This is a genomic window from Kitasatospora sp. MBT66 (assembly GCF_000710405.2).
Classification (GTDB): domain Bacteria; phylum Actinomycetota; class Actinomycetes; order Streptomycetales; family Streptomycetaceae; genus Kitasatospora; species Kitasatospora purpeofusca.
The window spans coordinates 30,888-53,184 of sequence record NZ_JAIY01000016.1 but is presented as its reverse complement, the minus strand read 5'-3'; the positions used below and the strand labels follow the sequence as shown (position 1 = coordinate 53,184).

The 22,297-nt window shown below is 75.5% G+C and carries 21 protein-coding genes and 1 pseudogene; 18 read left to right on the top strand and 4 right to left on the bottom strand.

Annotated elements, in window-relative coordinates; all coding sequences use genetic code 11:
* Positions 1–61: 61 nt before the first annotated feature.
* Positions 62–1,195 (top strand): serine hydrolase, encoded by a 1,134-nt coding sequence (locus BI06_RS36200; protein WP_051742673.1) that lies wholly within the window; start codon positions 62–64, stop codon positions 1,193–1,195.
* A 100-nt stretch (positions 1,196–1,295) separates the two neighbouring features.
* A complete protein-coding gene (locus BI06_RS36195) occupies positions 1,296–1,772 on the top strand; it encodes a flavin reductase family protein (protein ID WP_030394581.1) in 477 nt (158 codons plus the stop codon).
* A 154-nt stretch (positions 1,773–1,926) separates the two neighbouring features.
* Here the strand turns inward: BI06_RS36195 and BI06_RS36190 are convergent, their stop codons facing one another.
* Positions 1,927–3,924 (bottom strand): glycoside hydrolase family 5 protein, encoded by a 1,998-nt coding sequence (locus BI06_RS36190; RefSeq protein WP_043475475.1) that lies wholly within the window; start codon positions 3,922–3,924, stop codon positions 1,927–1,929.
* A 215-nt stretch (positions 3,925–4,139) separates the two neighbouring features.
* Here BI06_RS36190 and BI06_RS36185 point away from each other — a divergent pair, with 215 nt between their 5' ends.
* The 9 genes from BI06_RS36185 (at position 4,140) to BI06_RS36150 (ending at position 9,799) form a co-directional block, all read left to right on the top strand.
* Complete coding sequence (locus BI06_RS36185) at positions 4,140–5,240, top strand: SMP-30/gluconolactonase/LRE family protein (RefSeq protein ID WP_304440899.1); 1,101 nt, start codon at positions 4,140–4,142, stop codon at positions 5,238–5,240.
* Between the two features lie 78 nt (positions 5,241–5,318).
* Complete coding sequence (locus BI06_RS36180) at positions 5,319–5,822, top strand: YfbM family protein (RefSeq protein ID WP_030394578.1); 504 nt, start codon at positions 5,319–5,321, stop codon at positions 5,820–5,822.
* Positions 5,823–6,022: 200 nt separating this feature from the next.
* Entirely contained in the window at positions 6,023–6,976 is a 954-nt protein-coding gene (locus BI06_RS36175; protein ID WP_051742672.1) for an RNA polymerase sigma factor SigF, read from the top strand.
* Positions 6,977–7,091: 115 nt separating this feature from the next.
* Positions 7,092–7,490, top strand: coding sequence for an STAS domain-containing protein (locus tag BI06_RS36170; protein ID WP_051742670.1), 399 nt, complete (start codon positions 7,092–7,094; stop codon positions 7,488–7,490).
* A 191-nt stretch (positions 7,491–7,681) separates the two neighbouring features.
* Positions 7,682–8,164: an ATP-binding protein gene (locus BI06_RS36165; protein WP_043475473.1), complete on the top strand. Its 483-nt coding sequence runs from the start codon at positions 7,682–7,684 to the stop codon at positions 8,162–8,164.
* Positions 8,165–8,338: 174 nt separating this feature from the next.
* Positions 8,339–8,725: an SsgA family sporulation/cell division regulator gene (locus BI06_RS36160; RefSeq protein ID WP_157855274.1), complete on the top strand. Its 387-nt coding sequence runs from the start codon at positions 8,339–8,341 to the stop codon at positions 8,723–8,725.
* 110 nt (positions 8,726–8,835) lie between these two features.
* Positions 8,836–9,135: a WhiB family transcriptional regulator gene (locus tag BI06_RS36155; protein ID WP_051742668.1), complete on the top strand. Its 300-nt coding sequence runs from the start codon at positions 8,836–8,838 to the stop codon at positions 9,133–9,135.
* A gap of 160 nt (positions 9,136–9,295) precedes the next feature.
* On the top strand, positions 9,296–9,451 hold the full coding sequence (locus tag BI06_RS52640) for a DUF6131 family protein (RefSeq protein ID WP_094745593.1): 156 nt from the start codon (positions 9,296–9,298) through the stop codon (positions 9,449–9,451).
* Between the two features lie 84 nt (positions 9,452–9,535).
* Positions 9,536–9,799 carry a hypothetical protein gene (locus BI06_RS36150; RefSeq protein WP_043475470.1) on the top strand — a complete coding sequence of 88 codons (264 nt, stop codon included), beginning with the start codon at positions 9,536–9,538 and terminating at the stop codon, positions 9,797–9,799.
* 64 nt (positions 9,800–9,863) lie between these two features.
* Here the strand turns inward: BI06_RS36150 and BI06_RS36145 are convergent, their stop codons facing one another.
* On the bottom strand, positions 9,864–11,780 hold the full coding sequence (locus tag BI06_RS36145) for an AfsR/SARP family transcriptional regulator (protein WP_051742666.1): 1,917 nt from the start codon (positions 11,778–11,780) through the stop codon (positions 9,864–9,866).
* A gap of 205 nt (positions 11,781–11,985) precedes the next feature.
* Here BI06_RS36145 and BI06_RS36140 point away from each other — a divergent pair, with 205 nt between their 5' ends.
* The gene (locus tag BI06_RS36140) at positions 11,986–12,462 is read left to right on the top strand and encodes a hypothetical protein (protein WP_158516503.1); all 477 of its coding nucleotides are present in this window, start codon (positions 11,986–11,988) and stop codon (positions 12,460–12,462) included.
* A 233-nt stretch (positions 12,463–12,695) separates the two neighbouring features.
* Positions 12,696–13,490 carry an aminoglycoside adenylyltransferase family protein gene (locus BI06_RS36135; RefSeq protein WP_043475466.1) on the top strand — a complete coding sequence of 265 codons (795 nt, stop codon included), beginning with the start codon at positions 12,696–12,698 and terminating at the stop codon, positions 13,488–13,490.
* A 28-nt stretch (positions 13,491–13,518) separates the two neighbouring features.
* Here BI06_RS36135 and BI06_RS36130 read toward each other — a convergent pair whose 3' ends face one another.
* Positions 13,519–14,403, bottom strand: a complete 885-nt coding sequence (locus BI06_RS36130) for an alpha/beta fold hydrolase (protein ID WP_051742664.1) — start codon at positions 14,401–14,403, stop codon at positions 13,519–13,521.
* Positions 14,404–14,481: 78 nt separating this feature from the next.
* Between BI06_RS36130 and BI06_RS36125 the strand changes: the two genes are divergently transcribed.
* From BI06_RS36125 to BI06_RS36115, 3 genes are all read left to right on the top strand, one after another.
* Complete coding sequence (locus BI06_RS36125; protein ID WP_043475464.1) at positions 14,482–15,459, top strand: DUF5937 family protein; 978 nt, start codon at positions 14,482–14,484, stop codon at positions 15,457–15,459.
* Between the two features lie 383 nt (positions 15,460–15,842).
* A complete protein-coding gene (locus BI06_RS36120; protein ID WP_051742662.1) occupies positions 15,843–17,480 on the top strand; it encodes a hypothetical protein in 1,638 nt (545 codons plus the stop codon).
* 82 nt (positions 17,481–17,562) lie between these two features.
* Positions 17,563–18,099, top strand: coding sequence for an isochorismatase family protein (locus BI06_RS36115; RefSeq protein WP_043476160.1), 537 nt, complete (start codon positions 17,563–17,565; stop codon positions 18,097–18,099).
* Between the two features lie 57 nt (positions 18,100–18,156).
* Here the strand turns inward: BI06_RS36115 and BI06_RS36110 are convergent, their stop codons facing one another.
* On the bottom strand, positions 18,157–19,512 hold the full coding sequence (locus BI06_RS36110) for a histidine-type phosphatase (protein ID WP_063795097.1): 1,356 nt from the start codon (positions 19,510–19,512) through the stop codon (positions 18,157–18,159).
* 277 nt (positions 19,513–19,789) lie between these two features.
* Between BI06_RS36110 and BI06_RS36105 the strand changes: the two genes are divergently transcribed.
* Positions 19,790–21,493, top strand: a complete 1,704-nt coding sequence (locus BI06_RS36105; RefSeq protein ID WP_051742661.1) for a protein kinase — start codon at positions 19,790–19,792, stop codon at positions 21,491–21,493.
* A 166-nt stretch (positions 21,494–21,659) separates the two neighbouring features.
* Positions 21,660–22,297: pseudogene (locus BI06_RS51695) on the top strand (hypothetical protein); the annotation flags it as partial.

Genomic DNA, 22,297 nt, shown 5'->3' with positions numbered 1-22,297 from the left:
ATTCCCGAACAACCGCGAAGGGTCGTTCGGACAGCACCGATCCGTGAGAAGAGGCACCACCATGTCCGTCGACACCACCGCCCAGAACGCGTCCACCCCGTCGCCGGAGGCCACCGGGCCGGAGCGGCCCGAACTGGCGGCGGCCGCCCAGGCGTTCGTCGACGCCGGGTTCGCCGGGATCCAGCTGCGGGTGCACGACGAGCGGGGAGCCTGGGTCGGCGCCGCCGGGGTGCGCGAGCTGGGTGCGACCGAACTGCCCCCGGTGGACGGGCGGTTCTGGATCGGCAGCAGCACCAAGACCTTCGTCGCGGCGCTGGTGCTGCGGCTGGTCGCGGACGGCGCGATCGCTCTGGACGCCCCGGTGGCCGAGCACCTGCCGGAACTCGGCCTGGACGGGCGGATCACCGTGCGGATGCTGCTCCAGCACACCAGCGGGCTGTACAACCACACCGGCGAGCTCGACGCCGACGGGACCTTCGTGCCGGGGCTCCCCTCGGTCGGCGGGCCCTGGGTGGAGAACCGGTTCCACAACTACCGGGCCGAGGAACTGGTGCGGTACGCGCTCGCCCAGCCGGCCCGCTTCGAGCCGGGCACCGCCCAGAACTACTCCAACACCAACTACACCGTGGCCGCCCTGCTGGCCGAGGCGGTCGGCGGCCTCCCGTACGCCGAGGCGATGCACCGGTACGTCCTGGAGCCGCTCGGGCTGCGGGACACCGTGGTGCCGGGCGACTCCCCGGAGCTGCCCGAGCCGCACGCGCACGGCTACGCCCGCTACCAGGACGGCGAGGTGTGGAAGGTGGTCGACGTGACCCGGCAGAACAGCTCGCTGCTGATCGGCGCCGGCGACATGGTCTCCACCACCTTGGACCTGCACGCCTTCTTCTCCGCGCTGCTGGGCGGCCGGCTGCTGCCGGCTCCGCTGCTGGAGGAGATGCGCGCGCCGCACGGGATGCTCGGTTACGGTCTCGGGCTGTTCGTGCAGGACCTCGGTCCGGAGCACGGCACCATCGTCCACCACAACGGCGGTGCCCCGGGCGGCTACGGGGCGCTGATGATCGCCTCGCCGGACGGCAGCCGCACCCTCACGGCAGGGCTGACCACGGGCGACGCCGCGATGGACCCGGCGCAGGTGTTCCCGGGGGCCCTGGACGCGCTGATCACGGCCGTGTTCCGCGACGGCCACGGGCGGTGACCGGGAAGCCGGTCGCGGCGAGTGCCATGCGCCGGGGGCCGACGGCACCCCCGGCCCGGTGGACCGTGCCGTCGGCCGCGTCCCGCCCTAGGCTGGTCCCATGGGCGAGTTCGACGCGTTCACGGACCTGCTGGACTACCCGGTGTACGTGGTGACCGCGCCCGGGCGGGCGCCGGCGGGGTGCCTGGTCGGGTTCGCGGGACAGTGCTCGATCGATCCGGTGCGGTTCGTGGTGTGGATCTCCAAGGCGAACCACACCCATGACGCGGCCCTGGCGGCGGGTGCGCTGGGTGTCCACCTGCTGCCGCGAGGGCACGGGCTGGCCGAGCTGTTCGGGGGTCGCACCGGTGACGACACGGACAAATTCGCCGAGGTCGAGTGGTACCGCGGCCCGCACGGGGTGCCGGTGCTCCCGGCCGCGCCGGCCTGGTTCGTCGGCCGGGTGCTGGACTGCGTGGACTGGGGTGACCACACCGGACTGCTGCTGGCCCCGGTGGCGGTCGGCGGAGGGCCGGAGGGCGCGGAGGTGCTGTCGTTCCGCGATGTCGCCGACGTCGACGCCGGTCACCCAGCCTGAGCCCGGCCCGGGCCGGCCGACGTACCGGGCCGGCACGGTCGGGAGGGCCGGGATGGAGGGCCCGGATGGAGGGCCGGGAGGGCCGATGCCGTGAGGGGGTCCACCGGACCGGACCCGGCCGGTGGACCCCCCTCCTTCGGACGGGGACGGGGCGTCAGCCGAGCGGGCGGCAGAGCACCGCGTCCGGGACGCCGTGGTGCAGCCACTTCCAGGTGAAGGCGACGCCGGCGAGGTACTCGTTGTCGCCGCACTGCCCCTTGTAGTAGCCAGGGGCCCAGTCGCTGCCGGACGAGCCGCCGGTGGCGGGGCGGTTGTCGCCGTGGTCGAACCACAGGGTGCGGGTGGCGGCCGGCAGGGCGGCGGTCGCGGGCGCGCAGAGCAGGGCGGACATCGCGTTGGAGTTCACGCTGTAGCCCACGGCGAAGGTGCCGTCCGGGCACTGGAGCTTGTTGTAGCCGGAGGCCCAGTCGCCGTGGGTCACATAGCGCTCGTCGGTGACGGTGGTCCAGTCGCCGGCACCGGTCGCGGGCTGCCCGGCGTCGGTGCACAGGCCGCGGCCGTCACTGCGGGCGAGGCCGACCAGCCGCTGGCCGTCGGGGCAGTTGCCCTTGCGGTTGCCCGGGCTCCAGTCCGGCCGGGCGAGCATCCGCCGGGAGAGGTCGAGGTCGGCGTGGTCGAGGTCGAGCAGGCCCCAGTGCGGGGCGGGGGCGACCTGGCCGGTGTACGAGGGCGCGGCGATCAGCCGGTTCCAGTACGGGGCGCGCCAGTCGCCCTGGTCCTCCAGGCTGAGCGGGCGGCCGGCGGTGTCGAAGTCGAGCAGTGCCCAACTGTCGTTCGGCACGCCGTTGCTGTGCCAGCCGACCAGCGGCCAGACGGCGAAGTCGGTGTCGTTCGCGGCCAGGATCCGGGTGAAGTTGTCGAACCAGGCCTGTTCCTTGGCGTCGGTCGAGCCCCGGCCGCCGGCGCCGAACTCGCTGATCCACACCGGCGCGGTGAAGTGCTGGCCGGCCTGGGTGACGAACAGCGCCTCGTCGTCGACGACCTGCGCCAGCTGCGCCGGGGTGAAGTCCTGGTAGCGCGGATCGCCCGTGGATCCGGCGGAGCCGCTCGCCGCGCCCGTGTTGGCCGGGCCGGTGTAGCCGTAGAAGTGCGCCGAGTAGACCAGCTTGCCCGAGTCGATCAGGGCGTTGGAGAGGGTGCGGACCGGGGTCAGCTGCGGCCGGCCGTGGCTGAACACGGCGGCCGGTATCCCGTACCAGTTGATGCCCTCCATGACGACCAGCAGGTCGGGGTCGGTCTGCAGGATCCGGTTCCCGGCCTCCTCGAAGGCGGCGTACTGGTCGTGGCTGTCGCCCAGGCCCCAGTTGGGGTCGTCCCAGGTGTCGCGGCGGACCTCGTTGCGCAGGTCGGCGCCGACCACCCGCTTGTTGTCCTTGTACCGGCCGGCCAGGAAGACCCAGTCGTCGATCCACTGCTGGGTGGACTGGCCGCTGTTCCAGCGCTCGTTGCCGTCCAGCCCGCAGCAGAACCGGTAGCTGGTGGTGTGGTTGTTGAGGACCACCGCGAAGCCGTCGGCGGTCAGCGCCGAGACGACCGCGTCGAACACCTGGAGCGGGGTCCTCCCGCGCAGCTGCGGGTTGGCCGCGACGGCGACGTCCGGCACCGTGCTCGGGTCGTGCAGCAGGGCGTTGGCGAAGGGCAGCCGGACGCTGTTGATGCCGAGGCGGTGGAAGCCGCCCAGGATGTCGGCGATCGGGGCCCGGTCCAGGCCGAGCGGCAGGTTGTAGGAGACCTGTCCGGCCTGGTTGTTGGCCGGGTCGGTGGTCGGTCCGCTGCCCTGCCAGGTGCCCTGGGCGCCGGCCCAGTTGCCGGACCTGAGCTTGAAGCGGGTACCGGAGGCGTCGACGATGTAGCGGCCCCGGGTGCTGAGCGGGCCGGTCCAGGAGGCGGCCAGGGCCGGTCCGTCGAGGACCGCCGGTGCCGCCCCGGCCGCACCGGAGGCAGTGGTCCCGACGGTTCCGGTGGTTCCGACGGTTCCGGTGGTTCCGACGGTCTCGGCTGCTCCGGCGGCGGTGCCGGTTCCCGCCGTCACGGCGACGCAGGCGAGCAGGGCGGCCCCCGCCGCCAGCGCGCGGCGCGCGAATGTGTTCATGGTCATCCCGGTGGGTGAGGGTGGTCTGGCATGGATGTGCCAACTGCTGGTGTGACAACCATTCATGCCCCGTCCTTCCGGCCGGGACTCCGCAGTGGCCCGGTGCGTCGGAGGGCGGACACGGGTGCCGGGAGGCGGACGGCCGCCCGTCGGGTCCGTGCCGATGGTCGCGCCGGAGGCTAGCAGTGGCGGCGAGGATGTATGGACAACTCCCGGTGGCGGAAACCGAGCTGTCCGGCGAACTGCGCACGGTGGTCGGTGCGTGTACGGCTGATGACGAACGGTGGTCGGCGTGCGGCGGGTGGTGCGCGGTCGCCGGTGCGGATCTTCTCAGGGCCGGTCGCGCCGACTACGGTGAGGCCGAGGACGGACCCCGGGGCCGCGTCGCCCGGCCCGACCGCTTCGACCGCCCCGACCGGACCTCGCAGAACGGAACCACCACCATGCCCGAGCAGGACCAGCAGCCCGTCGTCTGGGCCCCCGGCACCCATGAACTGGGGGAGGGCGCCCGGTGGGTGGACGGCCGGCTGGTCTTCACCGACATCCTCGCCGGCCGGCTCCTCGAAGTCTCCGGCACCGAGCCCGGCACCCCGCGCGAACTCCTCCGCCTGGACGTGCCGCTGGGTGCGGTGGCCCCGGTCGAGGGCCGCCCCGGGCACTGGATCGCCGCGGCGGGCACCGGCATCGCCCTGCTCGGCCCCGACGGCTCCACGGAGTGGCTGGCCCGCCCGGAGGAGGACGCCGCCACCCCCGTGCGGATGAACGACGGCGTCTGCGACCCGCAGGGCCGCTTCTGGGCCGGCAGCATGGCGTACGACGAGACCCCGGGCGCGGGTTCGCTCTACCGCACCGACCACGACGGCACCGTCCACCGCGTCCTCACCGGACTGACCATCGTCAACGGCCCCGCCTTCAGCGCCGACGGCCGGCTGCTCCACGTCGCCGACAGCACCGCGGGCGTCATCCACCGCTGCACCCTCGACGACGACGGCAACCCGCTGGACACGGTGGAGTTCGCCCGGATCACCGACGGCGGATCGCCCGACGGCATGACCGTCGACACCGAGGGCCGGCTCTGGGTGGCGGTCTGGGGGAGCGCCGCCGTCCACCGCTACGAGCCCGACGGCACCCTCTCGGCCGTCGTCCCCCTGCCGGCGCCCCAGCCCACCTCCGTCTGCCTCCCGCCGACCGGCGGCCGCCTCCTGGTCACCACCGCCCGGCTGGGCCTCCCCGACGCGCCGTCCCCGTCCGGCGCCGTGCTCGCCGTCCCCGTCGACGCCGCCGCCCCGGCCGCCGTCGGCTACCGCCCCCGCTGACACCCGGCCCGGCCCGGACGCGACCCGCACCGGCCCGGGCCGGCTCCCGCTGTCGGTGCCCCGTCCTAGGCTGCGGCCATGAGCATGATCGGGAGGTATCTCCGGCTGAGCGCAGGAGAGTTGGAGCGCGCGGAGCAGGACCCGGAGTGGGTCCGGGAGTTCGCGGAGGAACTGGACGAGGACGCGCAGGAGGGCCGGTCCGGCGGGGCGTGGGCGCGCCTGCACGGCACCGGCAAGGCCTGGCAGGCACTCGACTTCCTGCTGCGCCGCCGGGAGTTCCCGGTCGACGTGGTGTACGGCGAGACGGAGCTGCCCGGCGCCGAGGACTGGGGCTACGGCCCGCCGTGCCTGATCACCCCCGAGCGGGTCCGCCTCGCCGCCGGGACCTTCGCGGAGCTGGACCCTGGCCGGCTGACGGAGGGGATCGCCGCCGCCGACCTCGCCGAGGCCCGGATCTACCCGCACGGGCTGTGGAGCTCCGAGGACGCGCTGCACCTGGTGACGGCCGAGTACCGCGCCCTGGCCGACTTCCTCGGTGCGGTGGCGACCCGTCGGCACGGCGTCCTGGTCTGGATCGAGTGACGGCCCCGGCGCGACCGGTCCGCCCGGGCACGGCCGGTCCACTCGGGCACGGCCGGTCCACTCGGGCACGGCCGGTCCACCCCGGCACGCACGAACGGTCCACCCCGGTTCACCGAATCTCCACGCGGGGTGGCCGCATCCTTCCGCCGATCCGGGGTACCGGGCCAGGACCGTGCCGACACGACGGAAGGACTCCCAAGGTGGCCCCCACCGGTGAACTGCTCGTTTCCGCCGCTGCCCCGACGGCGGACCCCTCCGACCCCGCGACGCCGGCGACGCTCGCGACCGCTCCCGGCGCCGACGGCCCCGGCCGGACCCTCGGCACCGGCCCCGGCCTGCGGGACCTCCTGCCGCCCGAACTCGCGGCGGTCGACGACCCGCGCGAGGTCGCGCCCGCGGACGCCCGGGACCTCACCCGGCAACTGCTGCGCCGGCTGGCCGCGCTGGAGGAGGGGACCAGGGAGTACTCGTACGTCCGCACCACCCTGGTGGAGCTGAACCTCTCCCTGGTGCGGTTCGCGATCCGGCGCTTCGACGCGCACCGCGAGCCCAAGGAGGACCTCCTCCAGGTCGGCGCCGTCGGCCTGATCAAGGCCATCGACCGCTTCGACCCCTCGCTCGGTGTGGAGTTCACCACCTTCGCCATGCCGACCGTGCTCGGCGAGATCCGGCGGCACTTCCGCGACACCACCTGGGCCGTCCACGTGCCCCGCCGCCTCCAGGAGCTGCGGATCACGCTCGCCCGGGCGCAGGAGCGCCTCTCCCAGCGCCTGGACCGCGCCCCGACCGTGGCCGAACTCGCCGAGCACCTCTCGCTCACCCCCGACGAGGTCGTCGAGGGCCTGACCGCCGCCAACGGCCACACCGCCGGCTCGCTCGACGGCGGCGGCCCCGACGGCGGCGACGCCCCCGGTCCGCTCGGCGGGCAGCTCGGCGCCGACGACCACGACCTCGCCCTGGTCGAGGACCTGGTCGCGCTGAAGCCCCTGATAGCCGCCCTGCCGGAACGCGAGCGCCGCATCCTGTCGATGCGCTTCTGCGAGGACCTCACCCAGTCCCAGATAGGCGCCCGGCTCGGCCTGTCCCAGATGCACGTATCCCGCCTCCTCGCCCGCACGCTGGGTCAGCTGCGCGACGGCCTGGAGGACGTCTGAGGGTGCCGTCCGGCGCGGACTCCGAGGGCGGGCGGCCCCCGACCGCAAACCCTTCACTTGGCCGACTGGCGCGGCCTCCGTATCGTCGGAGAGCACGGACACGGAGGGGACGACGATGATGCCATCCGACAACGACCCTGGGGACACCACGCTGGCGGCGGTCCCTGCGTACCGTCCCGGACTGGTGGTGGAGACCCGCTCCGCGCCCGGCGGCGCGATGCTCTGCATCCTCGTCGGCGATCTCGACATCGAGACCCTGGCACCGGCCGCGGAGATGCTCGACGCGCTGGTCGCGCAGCGCCCCGCGGCCGTGGTGATCGACCTCGGCGGGGTGGGCTTCTGCGACTCCTCCGGTCTGAACGTCCTGCTCAAGACCCGGATCGCGGCCGAGCGGGGCGGGCTGGAACTGCGGCTCGCCGCGGTGCCGCCCACCGTGATGCGGGTGCTCGACCTGACCGGCGCCCGCGCCGTGTTCTCGATCCACGACTCGGTGGCCGGGGCGCTGGCCGGTTGAGCCGGGCGCGGCCGGGCGACGTTCGCGGCCGTCCGTGCCCCGGCGCGCGGGCCGGACGTCGGCCTTCGGCCGTTCCCGCGCTTTCGCTCCCGGATGCGTACCCCTGCCGCACCCGGAACGGGCATAATTCCGGGACTGCCGGGAAACCGACCACGCGACAGATCGCCGTCGAACCGAAAGGGCGCCCTCGCATGACGATGAGCCGAGGAACCCTGGACGGCGACCCGCACCAGGCCGGGCCCGAGGTACCCGTCGGCGGTCAACGCAGGCGGCTGACCCTGGCCGGACTGCCCAAACCGGTCGCCCACGCCAGGACCTTCACCGCCCGGGCGCTCGCCGAGTGGTTCCCGTCCGCTCCGGCGCCCGGCGCCGGTGACGGCGCCGCCGACGACCTCGTGCTGCTGGTCGCGGAACTCGTCGCCAACGCGATGCTGCACGGTGACGGTCCGCTGGAGCTGGTGCTGCACGTCACCGAGGCCCGGCTGCGGGTCGAGGTCAGCGACCGCAGCCCCGCGATGCCGGAGCTGCGCCGGCCGCACAATCCGGGCCTGCCGGGCGGCCACGGCCTGTTCATCGTGCAAAGGACGGCCGACGGCTGGGGCGCCGAGCCGCACAGCCAGGGCAAGACGATCTGGGCCGAGGTCGGCGTCCCCCGGCTGCTCGGTACCCGCTGAGCCCGCCCGCCGCACGCTACGCCGTCCACCCGCCCGCCGCCACGCCACCCGTCGCACGCTACGCCGTCCGTCACGCTTCCGTCGAACCGCCGCATGAATCCGGCCGTCCGGGGCAGACGGGGGCCGACAGTGTCCGGCACAGGAAGGGCGGGGGCGAGGCCGATGCAGGAAGCGGTGGCGGCACACCTGACGATGCGTCTGATCACCGGCGAGGACCGGGGCCGGGACCTGGCCGTCGAGTGCCGGTACGAGGCCGGGGACCCCTACGCGGTCCGGCTGGATTTCGGCGGCGGCGAGGAGACGGTCTGGGTCCTGGCCCGGGACCTGCTGGCCGCCGGGCTGCGCGGGCCGGCCGGGGACGGTGACGTCCACATCGAGCCCAGCGCCACCGGTCGGCGCGTTCTCATCGCGCTGGGCGGCCAGGAGGGTGTGGCGCTCCTCGACACCCCGGCCCGGCCGCTCGCGCGCTTCCTCACCGCGACCGGCCGCTCCGTACCGATGGGCTCGGAGTCGGCCCGGATCGACTGGGACAGCTGGCTGCACCGGCTGCTGTCCGCCTGAGCACAAGCGCGCGAACCAGCGCATGAACAAGGCCATGAACAAGCGCATGAACCGGCACATCCGGGTTAGACGAGCGGACGAAACAACCGATCCGTCAGGAAAGGACCGCCATGACCGACCTGTCCCGCCTCCCCGGCCCCATCGAGCAGCAGTGGAGCTGGCAGTTGGAGGGAGCCTGCCGCGGCGTCGACAGCAGCGTCTTCTTCCACCCCGCCAACGAGCGCGGCACCGCCGCCAAGGAACGCGAGCAGAACGCGAAGTCGGTCTGCGCCCGCTGCCCCGTCCGTGTGCAGTGCCGCCGCTACGCGCTCGCGACCCGTGAGCCGTACGGCGTGTGGGGCGGTCTGACCGAGGGGGAGCGCCGTGTGCTGTTCACCGAGTTCGCCGAGACGGGCGCCCGGTCCGCGTAGCGCGGCCGCGCGCCCGGGGCGCGACCGATGTGCGGCTCCCCGGGCCGACCGGGTTTGCCCCGTGGGGCGGGTGGTAGACGCAGCACAGGGGCGCGGCCGAAGAGCGGCAGGTCACACGGCCTCCGCGGCCACGCCCGCCCGAACCCACCGGGAGGCTTCCGTGATCGTCCTCGGAGTCATTCTGCTCATCATCGGCTTTGTCACGGGTCTCTCGATCCTGTGGACCGTCGGTATCGTCCTTCTCCTCGTCGGTGCCGCGCTGTGGATCGCGGGCTCCCTCGGCCACGAGGTCGGCGGACGCCGCCACTACTACTGATGCGGCCACCGACGGCTGCCGGCCGCCGCCCACGAACAGCCCACCCGGGGTGTCCGGCGGCGCCGGGCGGCCGATCCTCGTGCCATGGCCTCGATCGTCGTCCTCTACGAGTTGGACCCCGGGCAGGTGCTCGGCCCGGACGGGGTCGAGCCCGCCGTGCTGGGTGTGCACGCGGCCGGGGCGGACCCCGACGTGCCGGAGGACCCGCTGCCGCGCACCCTGTGCGGGCGGGACACGGCGGGCATGGAGCACGCCCACTTCCGGGCGGGCCTGGGTGAGCCCTGGTACCCGCCCGCCCTCTCCGAGCAGCGCTGCCGGGAGTGCGAGCGGGCGCTGCGGTCGTCCTGACGGCCGTCGAAACCTGTGCGGACGGCACCGGAGCCGGAACGGCCGTCGTAGCCCGGGCTGACGGCTACCGGAGCCGGAACAGCACGGCCCGCCAGCCCGTGCTCGCCGTTCCACGCCCCTCGCAGGCAGCCTCCGGCGCCCCGCTCCAGGTCAGGTACGCGGTCGTGAGCCGGAGGTCCGTCGGGCCGGGCGACCGGGGCGCGCCGGGCCGCTCCACGACGGGGAGCCGGTGCCAGTCGGCGGGGAGGTCCGGTTCGGGGCCGCCGTCGCTGCCGACCGCGCCGAACAGCAGGTCCCCGTCCTCGCACGGGACCGGGTCGCCGCCCAGCGTCAGGTCCCGGCCTCGCGCCGCCGATCCCGGGTCGGACCTGGTCTCGGTCCACGGGCCGGCCCCGGTGACCCCCCGGAAGTCGTCCACCGCCGCGAAGCCCTGCGCGGCGTCCGGCCACAGGATCCGGATCATGTCGAGCTCGTCCATCGCCCTGGCGCGCACCGATACGAAGACCGCCAGCCGGCTGCCGTCCTGGTCGATCGGGTAGCCGACGGGCCGGTAGCGGTTGCCGACGGTGTCGGTCACGGTGAGCGGCCCGGGGCCGACGCCGCCCAGCAGCACGGTGACGACCAGGGTGTCCCCGTCCCGGACCGGGCTGCGGACCTCCAGGTCCTCGCCCTTGGCGTGGACGAGGTCCGCGGGGGTGCCTTCCCAGGCCACCCGCGCGACGTAGGAGCCGTGGCTCGCGGCCGAGGCGGCGGTCGACCGACCGCCGACCGCCGTGTGCGGCACCGGGGGACTGCCGTCGGACACGGCGGAGGCCGCCAGCAGCGCGGCCACCGCGCCACCGATCCAGGCGGAGGACCGCAGCGGGCGCCGGAGGCGGTGGCCCCGGTGCCCCGGTGGGGTGTCGCCGGCGGCGCGGGGCCCGGCCGCGGGGGCGGCCGCCACGACGGCGCGGACCGGACCGCCCTGCGCCGGCACCCGGTCCCCGGGCGGCCGGCGGTGGCCGGACTGTCCAGGCTGTCCCGCCCGGCCGGACGCCTCGGCCCGTTCGGTCTGCCCGGCCTGTTCGGACATTCCGGACAGCTCGGCGAATCCGCCTGGCCCACCCGGCCCGGACATGGCGGCCGACGGTCCCGGTCGGGGCCCGGCGGCCACGGCGACGGCCGCCGCCGGCACCCCTGCCACCGGAACCCCTGCCACCGGAACCCCCGCCGCCGGGAGCGGCAGCGCCGGGAGCAGCAGCGCCGGATCGTCGGCGAGCACCCCCCGGTGCAACTCCTGGAGCTCGGTCCCGGGCTCGATGCCCAACTGGTCGACCAGCACCTGCCGCCCGTGCTGGAAGACCTCCAGCGCCTCCGCCCGCCGACCACTGCGGTGCAGCGCGAGCATCAGATGCGCCCGCAGCCGTTCGTCGAACGGGTGCGCCCCGGCCAGCGCGGCGAGTTCGCCCAGCAGGCCGGCGTGCCGGCCGAGCCCGAGCCGTACCTCGATGTGCTGGTGCTGGGCCCGGACCCGGGCGCTCTCCAGCAGGTCGAGTTCGGCCCGCAGGACGGCGCTCTCCGGGACGTCCACCAGGGGTTCGCCCCGCCACAGCCCCAGGGCGCGGCCCAGCAGGGGCTCCGCCGCGCCCGGGTCGCCGCCGTCCACCAGGGCCCGTGCCCGCTCGCACAGCTCCTGGAAGGTGCGGACGTCCAGCTCGCCTTCGTCGACTTCGACGGCGTACCCGCCGCTGCGGGTCACCACCCGGCCGCCGGCCTCGGGGCCCAGGGCCCGCCTCAGCCGCATCACATAACTGGGCAGCGCGGCCCGGCTGCGGGACGACACGGCGGTGTCCCACACGGCCTCGGCCAGTTGGTCACCGGTCACCGTCCGACCGGCCCGCACCAGCAGCAGGGCCAGTACGGCGCGCAGTCGCGGCCCGCCCGGAGTGATCTCGCCGTCCGGGCCGTAGACCCGTAACGGACCCAGTACCTCGAACCGCACGCCCGCCCCCCGCCAGCGTCGCCCCCGCCCGAACGGACGGATGCTACCAGTCTGCGAGCGGAATGCGATCGGACTGCTACGCCCTGTCGAGCAGCCTCGAGCCGTGTCCGGGACTGCCCGCCGCTCCGGCCGGCGGTCCGGGGACGCACACCGACACCAGACACAGGTCCTGGCGCGCCGCGCCGGGGACCGGGGAGGGAAACCCATGAGGAAGACCGGCGTCAGGTCGAGGACGGCAGCGGTTCTGCTCGCGGTGGGGATCGCGGCCGGCGGTGTGGCCACGGCCGCACCGGCGAGCGCGCGCACCACCGCCTGCAACATCATCAACATCGGGCAGCCCGGCAACGTCTACTGGCACGGCCAGTACGCCGGGCAGGTCGAGCAGCAGTACGACAGCTGTGGTCACGTACTGGCGCACTGGCAGTGGGCGGGGGCCTTCCAGGCGGCCAACCCCGGGGCCTACCTGTACGTCGGCCTCAGGTCGCCGTACGGCTACAGCAACCAGTGGGGCGCGTACGGCGTCAGCACCAAGGACGTGACCGTGGGCTGGGTCGACATCCACGCGGTCGACCCGGACGCCTGGATCGCGATGGCCTCGGTCAACGGGTGCAACTGGGCCTACGGCAGCGAGCACTGGTACGGCGGCGCGGACTGGGCCGGGCCGGTCAACTCCAGCTGCTGACCCCGACGGGTGCGGCCCCCGGCACGCCGCTCGGCCGGGGGCCGCACCCCCGCAGGCTCCGGGACCGCGCCCCCACCGGTTCCGGGGCCGCACCGGTTCGGGGGCCGCGCCGGTTCGGGGGCCGCACCCGGCCGTGACGGGGGTCGGCCGGGCGCGGGTGCGGGCCCGGGGCGGAGGGCCCGTCCTGACGGCCGGTCGGGTTGCCGGACCGGACGGCGGGGGAGACTGGCGCGGTGAACCAGTTGCAGCGGATCGTGGCACTCGCCGACGGCGTACTGGGCCGGGACGTCGTCGGGGTCTACCTCCACGGGTCCGCCGTGCTCGGCGGCCTCCGACCGGCCAGTGACCTGGATGTCCTGCTGGTCGCCCGGCGCACGCCGGCGGAGCGGGAGCGTTCGGCCCTGCTCGGGGGCCTGCTCGGGATCTCCGGCACCGGAGCCGGAGCGGCGGAGGGCGACGGCGCGCGGCCGGTGGAGCTCGCCGTGGTGGTGCAGTCCGAGGTCCGGCCCTGGCGCTACCCGCCGGTCTGCGACTTCCTGTACGGAGAGTGGCTGCGCGCCGACTACGAGGCCGGCGGCGTCCCCCGGCCGGAGCCGATGCCCGACCTGGCGCTGCTGATCACGATGGCCCTGGCCGGGGACCGGCCCCTCGCCGGTCCGCCCCCGGCCCGGGTGCTCGACCCGGTGCCGCACGCGGACCTGGTCCGGGCGAGCGTCGCGGGCCTCCCCGGCCTGCTCGACGACCTGGAGGACGACACCCGGAACGTGCTGCTCACCCTGGCCCGGATCTGGAGCACGCTCGCCACCGGCCGGATCCGCCCGAAGGACATCGCCGCCGACTGGGCCCTCGCCCGGCTCCCGCCCGAGCACCGCCCCGTGCTGGCCCACGCCAGGCGGCTCTATCTGGACTGCCGCTACTCCGAGGAGAGCTGGAGCGGCGAACTGCGGTCGCGGGTGCGCCCGCACGCGGACCGGGTGCTCGCCGAGATCGCCCGGCTGAGCCCCGGGAACGGGAACGGGCCGCACTGAGGCCTTCCAGCGGTCGTCCGCCGCGCCGTCAGCGGGAACCCCGCGCCGGCGCCCCGGTGTCGGCCGTGCGGCTCAGGAAGTCCTCCACCGTCGTCGTGAAGGCCGCCGGGTCGTCCAGCCACGGGTAGTGGCCGCCCCCGGGCTGGACGGCGAGCGTCACGTCCGGGAACAGCGGGGCCGCGGCGCCGACGGCGGCCGCGGTGGGCCACGGGTCGAGTTCACCGGCCAGCAGCAGGACGGGGCAGGGCAGAGCGCCCAGCCGCTGCCGCAGCCGCTCGGTCTCGGGGGTGTAGCCGGCGTAGTAGTTCTCGCTGACGGCCAGCGAGCGCTGGGCCGGGTCGGCGGCGGCGTGGGCCCGGGCGGTGTCGTCCCAGCGGCCGTACATCAGGGGTTCGAAGGCCATCCGGTGCGGGGCGGCCTCGGCAAAGGTCCGGGCGGACTTGACCTTCCGGTAGGCGGCCACGGCCTCCGTGTGCCAGGGTTCGGCGGCGCGGGCGGCGATCACCTGCTCCGCGCCGAGGTCGGAGGCCGCGCCGACGGCGGTGAGGGACGGGGTGACCAGGACCAGGCCGGTCAGCCGGTCGGGGTGCGCGGCGGCGTACAGGAGGGCGAGGCCGCCCCCGGCGGAGTGGCCCAGCAAGTCGACGCGCTCCAGGCCGAGGTGGCGGCGCAGCGCCTCGACGTCGTCGACCAGGCGGTCGACGCGGAAGGTGCCCGGGTCGGCGGGGGTCGCGGAGGCGCCGCTGCCCCGGGTGTCGGGCAGGATCAGGGTGCGGGTGGCGTCGAGGCCGCCGAGGTCGCCGAGGTAGGCGGCGGCGCGGCCGGGCCCGCCGGGCAGGACCAGCAGCGGCGGGCCGTCGCCGACCGTGCGGAAGGCGAGCTCGGTGCCGTCGTACGAGGTGAAGGTCTCCATGCCGGACAGCTTGGGGGGCGGCGGTCCGGGCCGGCTATTGTTCAGCCACGGCTTAATGATCAGGAGGGGGCGGCGGTCGTGGCGGTGGAGATCCGGCTGTCGGCGGCGGAGGTGGCCCGGGTGCGGCTCGCGGTGTCGCCGCTGGCCGAGACGGTGCTCGGGGTGCGGGTGGCGCTCGGCGCGGGCGGTCACCAGGTGCACCTGCCGTGGGTGCGGGAGGCCCGTCCGGTGCTCGCGGCCGAGCCCGAACTGCCGCTGCTGCGGACCCTGCTGGAGGGCTGTCTGCCCGCTTTCCTGTTCCCGCTGCCGGACCGGCGGGTGCCCGCCTTCGCCGCCGAACTGGCGGGCCTGCGCGCGGTCGACCCCGGCTATGTCGCCGCCGAGTGCGCCGCCGCGCTGGGCCGGGCCCGGGCGGCCCGCGAACTCCCGGCGCCGGCCGAGCTGCTGGCCCGGGTCGCCGACGCGCTGGACCGCTGCCACGCCCGGCTGGTGGCCCCGCACTGGGGGCGGATGCGCGCGGTGCTGGAGGCGGACCTGGGTCGGCGGGCGGTGTCGCTGGTGGACGCCGGGGTGGAGGGTCTGTTCGCCGAACTGCACGCCGATGTGGTCTGGCGGGAGGGCGAGTTGCTGGTGGGCGGCCGTCGCAGGACCACCGCGCCGTGGACGGTCGCGGGCGGCGGGCACGGTCTGGTGCTGATGCCGTCCGTGTTCGCCTGGCCGGACGTGCTCGTCGACCACTCGCCGCTCGCGGCCGCCTCGATCCGCTACCCGGCGGCGGGCGTCGGACTGCTCTGGGAGCGGCCCCGTCCGTCCTCGGAGGGGCTGGCCGCCGTCCTCGGCCGCACCCGGGCCGCCCTGCTGGACGCGCTCGCCGAACCGCTGAGCACTCCCGAGCTCGCCGACCGGCTCGGCGTCAGCCCGAGTGCCGTCTCCCAGCACCTGGGCGCCCTGCGCGGTGCCGGCCTGGTGAGCACCCGCCGCACCGGTCGCACCGCCCTCCATCTGCGCACCCGGAGCGGGACGGCGCTCACGAGCGGTACGGGGCAAGCGGCCTGACGCTCCGCCGGATCAAGGGCGGCAACCCCCGTGGGGGTGTTCCGGTGCCGACGGATTGAGTACGAATACTCAGGCGAGGTGACGGCCGGGCGCGGCAGGATCGGCGGCATGACCAGACCTCAGTACGGCAGCAGGGGCGGACGGCGGAACGGGGAGTCGCCTCTCGCAGGCCGGCGCCGCCACTCCCGGCCCGGTCCACCGGGGCCTCCGGGCCGGCCCGGTCCACCCGGTCGGCCCGACCGCGGGGGAGTGCCGCGATGATCTGGGGATCCGGCGGCCCGGTGCGCGTCCCGGACGGCATGTTCGGACCGGGGCCGGGCCCGGGCCCGGGGTGCGAAGGCCGCCGGGGCCTGTTGTCGGTGGGGGCTGCGACGATCGTCCGCATGAACGACGCGAACACCGACACCCCCGCCGTGACCTGGACCGCCGACCTGCCCACCACGGTCGGGCTGGTCCGCACCCTGCACGGCCTCGACGACTGCTGGACGCTCGCGGACGTCGAGCGGCTGGTCGCGGCCAGGCCGGACTGGAAGGTCCGCCGCGCGTTCACCGACCTCCTCGTCGTCGGCCTGCAGGCCGAACTCCGCTGGCCGGCCGGGGCCGAGCTCTTCCTCGGCGCCACCGGGCCGAAGGCCGACAGCTACCGGCGGGCCTGGGTGCCGCTGCTGCAGTTCCGGCTGCCGACGCCCGAGGAGGAGCGGCGCGGCGCGCTGCGTGCGCTCTCCGAGGCGCTGCGTCAGGTCGGCGAGCCGACGGCCGTCCCGACCGCCGCCGACGGGTTCGGGCTGCGCTGGCGGTCCGCCGGGCGGACCATGCTGCTCCCGACCGCCGCCGACGGGTTCGGGCTGCGCTGGCGGTCCGCCGGGCGGACCATGCTGCTCCAGGCCAACGACCGCCGGGCGTGGATCGCGATCCAGCCGCACGTCCGGGAGGTCCGGCACGTCAGCCCCGAACTCCCGGCCGCGGTGGCCGCGTTGGTCCCGCTGCTGCACGACGCGCCGGGCGGGCGGCTCGCGGCCGAGGACGTCCGCCGGGCCGTCGACGAACTCCCCGGCGCGAAGGCCGAGTTCGGCGACGGCTGGGTCGATGTCCGGTTCTCCGACCCGTCCTTCATGCCCTCCTTCGCCCGGCGCGCCTCCGTCCTGGGCGGCGCCCCCGAGGGCACCTTCGACGTGCTGGACCTGCACCGCTTCGAGCTGGGGCCGACGGCCATGGAGCACAGGCGGGCGGTGTTCGGCGAGATCTACCGCGCGGTCTGCGCCGTCCTCGGCGAGCCGACCCTCTTCGGCGGCGGACCGGACGGACCGGACGTCCGCTGGCGCGAGGCCGGCGAGGACGGCCGGCTGCTGCGACTGCGCTGCGAGGGGCGCCGGGTGCGGCTGGAGACCGAGCCGGCCGCGGCCCTCGAGGAGGGCGAGCACAGCACCTTCGAGTGGGGCGGCCCCGGCGGTGCCGACGGGCCCGGCGACTTCCCCCTGCTGCCGTACAGCTGGCAGCTCCACCTGCCCCACCAGGCCCCCGGCGGCACCGCCGACCACCTGCCGGGCGGGCGGCTCGCCCTGTCGGTGCCGCAGCTGCGGGAGGGGCTGGAGTGCCTGTTCGCCGCGTGGATCGAGCAGCTGCCGGTGCAGCGTCCGGGCGAGAAGGCCGTGTTCACGATAGCCGCCCCGCAGATCAGCGGCGGGCTCTCGGTCACGTACAGCACGGTCAAGGGCGTCCTGCTGCGGGTCGGCCCGCGCCCCGGGGACCAGGCCGAGGTCACGGCGGCGATGACGGCCGACGGCTGGGAGCCGTCGGGGCGCCGCTTCAAGGCCGAGTGGCGCACGCCCACCGAGGGGACCGCCCGGGAGGTCGCCGCGCTGATCGCCGCCGAGCTGACCGCCCGCGGCATCAGCGGCGACTCCGGCTTCGGCCTCGGCCCCGGCCACGTCAGCGCCCGCCGCCCCGGCATCGGCCTCTCGCCCCAGCTCGCGGCCCACGGGTTCCTCCGCGTCACGGGCCTGGGGCTGGAGACCTCCTGACCCGACGCCGACGCCGACACCGATGCTGACGCCGGAGCCGCCTGCCCCCGGCGGGCGGTTCCGCCGGGCTATGGTGACGAGCATGCCGGACACCGCGGTGCTCGTCGTCGACCTGCAGATCGCCCTGCTCATGGGGGCCCACGACACCGAGGCGTGCCTCGACCGGGTCGCCGAACTGGCCGGGCGGGCCAGGTCGGCAGGTGTCCCGGTGGTCTACCTGCGGCAGCGGGTCGACCATCCCGACGTTCCGGCCGAAGCGCTGGAGATCCACCCGACGGTGGCTCCGCGGCCGGGGGACACCGTGCTGGAGAAGGACAGCGCCGACTCCTTCCTCGGCACGGAGCTCGACGCGGTCCTGCGCGGGCTGGGCGTCCGGCGGGTGGTCGTCACCGGCCTCGCCACCGAGTACTGCGTCGACTCCACCTGCCGCAGCGCGCTCTCGCACGGCTACGACCTGCTGCTCGTCGCCGACGGCCACACCACCCCGACCCGTCCCGCCGACAGCCCCCTGCCCGCCGCGGCCCAGGTGATCGTCCACCACAACGCGCTCTTCGCGACCATCATCTACGCGGGCCGCACCGTCCGGGTGCTCCCGGCGGCCGAGGTCGACTTCACCTGACCGGCCGGCGGGCCGGGCACCCGCGGAGGGCGGGTGCCCGGCCCGGGGCACGGTGGCTCAGGAGCGCGCGAGGCAGTGCTTGAGCTCGTCCAACGGGTAGAAGTAGCTCCCCTTGGCGACCGGACGGCAGGAGGACTTGAAGGCCGTCTCCTTCTCGTTGTAGAGCATGCGCACCAGATGGGCGGCCGGGCGGCCGTCGGCGGGCTTGTCGGCGAACAGGTCCCACTGGATGTTCGCGCCCATCGGCGCGACCTCGGCGCCGCGCCACGGGTTGTTCCGGTAGGTGTACGGCTCGTCCGGGTCGGCCTGCTCGGTGCTGCCGGGGAGGCCCAGCAGCACGGCGAGCGGCTCGATCTCCTCGGCGTGGGTGAACCGCAGCACCGCGCCGTTGCCGCTGGTGCCGACCGCCCTGGCCCCGGCCTGCGCCAGCAGGTCGTCCAGCAGGACGCCGGCCATCCGGTAGGTGATGGTGCGTCCGCTGAACGCCGGGCCCGACTGGTAGAACTCCTCGGCGTCGTCCAGGTAGGCCAGCCACCGGGCGTCGTCCTGGTTCAGGAACGGCGCCAGGTCGACGCCCGGCGCCTCCACGCTCAGGTCCGGCGCCGCGCTGTAGAGCGCGTGCAGGGAACGGGCGAAGGCGACCTGCTCCTCGGTGGACAGCGCCTCCGCGAAGCCCGCGCGGAACAGTCGCCCGACCGCGTGCCGGGCCGCCCGGGCGGCGCGCGGCTCGTGCTCGACGGCGGAGAGGACGGCGGTCAGGTCCGGGTCGCTCGCCAGGTACGCCTGGTAGTCCGCGTTCTGCGGCTGCTTGTGGAAGTACAGCAGGTTCTTGTCGGTGACGGGGGCCTTGATCGAGCCCGCCAGCGCCGGGACCCCGGCCGTCAGGCCCGCGGTGAAGGCACCGGCGCTCGCCACCGCGCGGGCCACGCCCGAGGTCTCCACCACGACGGGCCGCCCGTCGGCCGCGATCGACCGGAACAGCGACGGCAGCCGCTGCTCGTCGGCGCCGCGGGCGGAGAGGTTGCCGAAGCCGAGCGTGGACGCCGCCGTCAGCAGCGTCCGCACCTGCGGGGCCAGCCGCGCGCCGAGGTCGGTGAGGGCGCCCTGCTCCTGCGCCCGGCCGAGCACGGCGAGCACCGCCTCGCCGTCCTTGCCGTCGGACATGGCCCGGGAGCCGTGCCGGGCCACGTTCTCGGTGAAGACCGGGGCGAAGCCCTTCGGCGCCTTCCGGTAGTGCCCGGGCCGACCCTGCGGCTCGTACGGGGCCTTGGTGCCGTAGAGGTCGCGGTCGACGCGCGAGGCGCCGGACCGGTCGTGCGCGGCGGCGGTGCCCGCGGTCAGCAGCACTCCGGCGGCCAGGGAGGCGGCCGTCGAGACGGCCACGGCGACGGAAAGGGGGGCGGTGCGCTTCACGGCGGCCCTTCGGGTGGATGCGGACTGCCGGCCGGCAGCCTCGGACTGCCGCACGGTGCCACGCCCGCGGGAAGAGCGCCCGACGCCCCGTCATGGTCCCGGTGAAGGACGCCTGAACGCCGGACGGCCCGGCCGGCGCCCGCGGTGCCGTGCCGGCGCCGCCGAGGGTGCCGCCGATCCTCGGATTCGCCTTCGCGGCCGTCGCGTTGATGGGATCATGTCGCTCCCGACCCGAAAGAAACCCGGCCCGGAGCCGCAGCACCCGATGGGACCACCGATGAAGCCGCTGTCCGCCACCGACCCGCGCGAGGTCGGACCGTACCGCCTGCTCGCCCGCCTGGGCGGCGGCGGCATGGGGCGGGTCTTCCTCGGCCGCTCGCCCGGCGGGCTGACCGTCGCGGTGAAGCTGGTCCGCCCCGAACTCGCCGAGGACCCGCGGTTCCGGCGGCGGTTCGCCCAGGAGATCGAGGCCGCCCGGCGCGTGGGCGGGTTCTACACCGCCCAGGTGGTGGACGCCGACGCCGAGGCCGACCCGCCGTGGATGGTCACCTCCTACATCCCCGGCCCCTCGCTGGGGGAGGTGGTGGCCCGGCACGGCGCGCTGCCCGTCGCGACGGTCGCCGTGCTCGGCGCCGGACTCGCGGAGGGGCTGGCCGCGATCCACGCCTGCTCCCTGGTGCACCGGGACCTCAAGCCCGGCAACGTCGTGCTCGCCGAGGACGGCCCGCGCGTGATCGACTTCGGGATCGCCCGCGCCCTGGACTCCACCTCCGGCCTCACCGGCACCACCGTGATCGGCACCCCCGGGTTCATGTCCCCCGAGCAGATCCTCCGGAACCCGGCCACGCCGGCGAGCGACGTGTTCAGCCTGGGCGCGGTGCTCGCCCACGCGGCCACCGGCCGCCCGCCGTTCGGGGAGGGACCGACCGAGGCCGTCGTCTACCACGTCGTCCACGAGGAACCCGACCTCGCGGGCCTCCCGCCGGCCCTCGCACCGCTGGTCCGGTCCTGCCTGGCCAAGGATCCGGAGCGGCGCCCCGGCGTCGCCGAGGTGCTGACGCGCTGCGCCGCCGCCTCAGCCGCCCCCGCCACCGTCTGGCTGCCGCCGGACGTGACCGCGATGATCGACGAGCAGGTCCGCCGGACCTCCGAGTTGACCACCGCCGTGCTCCCCGCCCCGCCGACCCTGGTGGATCCGCACGGACCCGCCGGGGACCCGCCCGTCCCCGCGCCGGCCCTGCCCCCGCTCGCGGCCCGGGTGGGCGAGCTCAAGGCCGGCTACGCGACGGTCACCCTGCCCTGGATACCCGGCGAGACCGGCGGGATGAAACGCACCACCGTCGTCCGCTGGCTCAAGCAGGTCGGGGACACGGTCGAGAAGGACGAACCACTGCTGGAGGTGGTCTCGGGCCGGGGCGACGTCGTGGTCACCGCCCCGCGCGGCGGCATGCTCTACGCCGTCCACCGCCGGGCCGGGGAGGCCGTCCGCACCGGCGCGGTGATCGCGGGCATCGGCTCCCCGGCGGCCACCCTGCCGAGGCCGCGGGCGGTCCGCTTGGCGCTGGTCGTGCTGCGTCGCACCGCGGCCACGCTCGGCGTGCTGCTCGTCCTGGGGCTGATCGCGGGCTCGGTCGCGGTGTTCAGCCCGCTGCTGGAGGACGAGGTCACCGCGGCCCGGGCCGGCGACTGCGTGGGCAAGGAGATCCTCAAGCGGGGCAGCTCGCTCGACTACGACCACCCGAAGTGGCTCACCATGCCGTGCGGGCCGATGTCGGTCCGCGGCGCCCTGCGGGACGAGAAGGGCGACCAGTACTTCACGGTGCTGGCGCGGTTGGAAGCGTCGGCCGCGGCGGGTGCGCCCGCGCCCGCCGCCGCGCCCGCGCCCACGAGCTGTCCGGAGGCCGTCCCGGCCTGGGCCGCCGACACCGGGAACCTCGCGCAGGACTTCGGCTCCGTGGTGCTCTGCCTCCGGAAGCGCTGACGCCCGGGAGCACTGACCCCGGGGAGCGCCGACGCCCGGAAGCGTGGCGGCTGGGGAAGCGCCGGGGCCGGGCGGCGTCCTACGGTGAAGGGGTCCGACCCCGTCCCCGGCGGCGGCCTCCCGCGCCGGGGCGGCACACCCCACGCGGACACGGGAGCGAGGTGCGATGCGCCGGTCGCCGGAGCGCACGGACCGTGCGGAGCGGCCGCGGCGGGTACGCCCCGCCCCGGCGGTGGTGCACCGCGCCGTCCGGGTCACCGCCGCGGCCTGCGCCGGGTTCTACACCTTCCGCTACGGCCTGGACCGCCCGGTGTCGGCCACCTACGCGCTGTTCGCGGCGATCGCCCTCGGCGTGCTGGCCCGGGTCGAGGGCAGCGCGCGGACCAGGGCCCGGACGATCCTGTGGACGCTCCCGGCGGCCTGGGCGCTGGTCTGCCTCGGCACCGTCCTGGCCGTGCACTCCTGGGCGGCCGCCCTGGGCATGGTGGGCGTCGGCTTCGCGGTGTCCTACGGCTCCGTCGGCGGCCCCCGGATGGTGGGGCTGGCCAACGGCCTCCAACTCCTCTACATCCTCCCGTGCTTCCCGCCCTACAGCCCCGACACCCTGCCGCAGCGGCTGCTCGGCGTGACGGCCGGCCTGCTGCTGCTCGCCGCCGCCGAACTGCTGCTGTGGCCGGAGCCGGCGCCGCCGGACTACCGGGGCCGGCTGGCGCGCGCCGCCCTCGCCCTGGCAGAGCTGGCGGACCTCGCCGCCGACGCCTGCGACGGCCGGTCGGCGGCCCCCGGCGCCGTCACCGCGGCCGC

Coding starts and splice junctions, on each gene's coding strand:
- BI06_RS36170 (WP_051742670.1), top strand. CDS start 7,092: ATGATGCCATCCGACAACGACCCTGGGGACACCACGCTGGCGGCGGTC.
- BI06_RS36120 (WP_051742662.1), top strand. CDS start 15,843: ATGAACGACGCGAACACCGACACCCCCGCCGTGACCTGGACCGCCGAC.
- BI06_RS36150 (WP_043475470.1), top strand. CDS start 9,536: ATGGCCTCGATCGTCGTCCTCTACGAGTTGGACCCCGGGCAGGTGCTC.
- BI06_RS36115 (WP_043476160.1), top strand. CDS start 17,563: ATGCCGGACACCGCGGTGCTCGTCGTCGACCTGCAGATCGCCCTGCTC.
- BI06_RS36155 (WP_051742668.1), top strand. CDS start 8,836: ATGACCGACCTGTCCCGCCTCCCCGGCCCCATCGAGCAGCAGTGGAGC.
- BI06_RS36130 (WP_051742664.1), bottom strand. CDS start 14,403: ATGGAGACCTTCACCTCGTACGACGGCACCGAGCTCGCCTTCCGCACG.
- BI06_RS36140 (WP_158516503.1), top strand. CDS start 11,986: ATGAGGAAGACCGGCGTCAGGTCGAGGACGGCAGCGGTTCTGCTCGCG.
- BI06_RS36180 (WP_030394578.1), top strand. CDS start 5,319: ATGAGCATGATCGGGAGGTATCTCCGGCTGAGCGCAGGAGAGTTGGAG.
- BI06_RS36105 (WP_051742661.1), top strand. CDS start 19,790: ATGAAGCCGCTGTCCGCCACCGACCCGCGCGAGGTCGGACCGTACCGC.
- BI06_RS36165 (WP_043475473.1), top strand. CDS start 7,682: ATGACGATGAGCCGAGGAACCCTGGACGGCGACCCGCACCAGGCCGGG.
- BI06_RS36190 (WP_043475475.1), bottom strand. CDS start 3,924: ATGAACACATTCGCGCGCCGCGCGCTGGCGGCGGGGGCCGCCCTGCTC.
- BI06_RS36200 (WP_051742673.1), top strand. CDS start 62: ATGTCCGTCGACACCACCGCCCAGAACGCGTCCACCCCGTCGCCGGAG.
- BI06_RS36195 (WP_030394581.1), top strand. CDS start 1,296: ATGGGCGAGTTCGACGCGTTCACGGACCTGCTGGACTACCCGGTGTAC.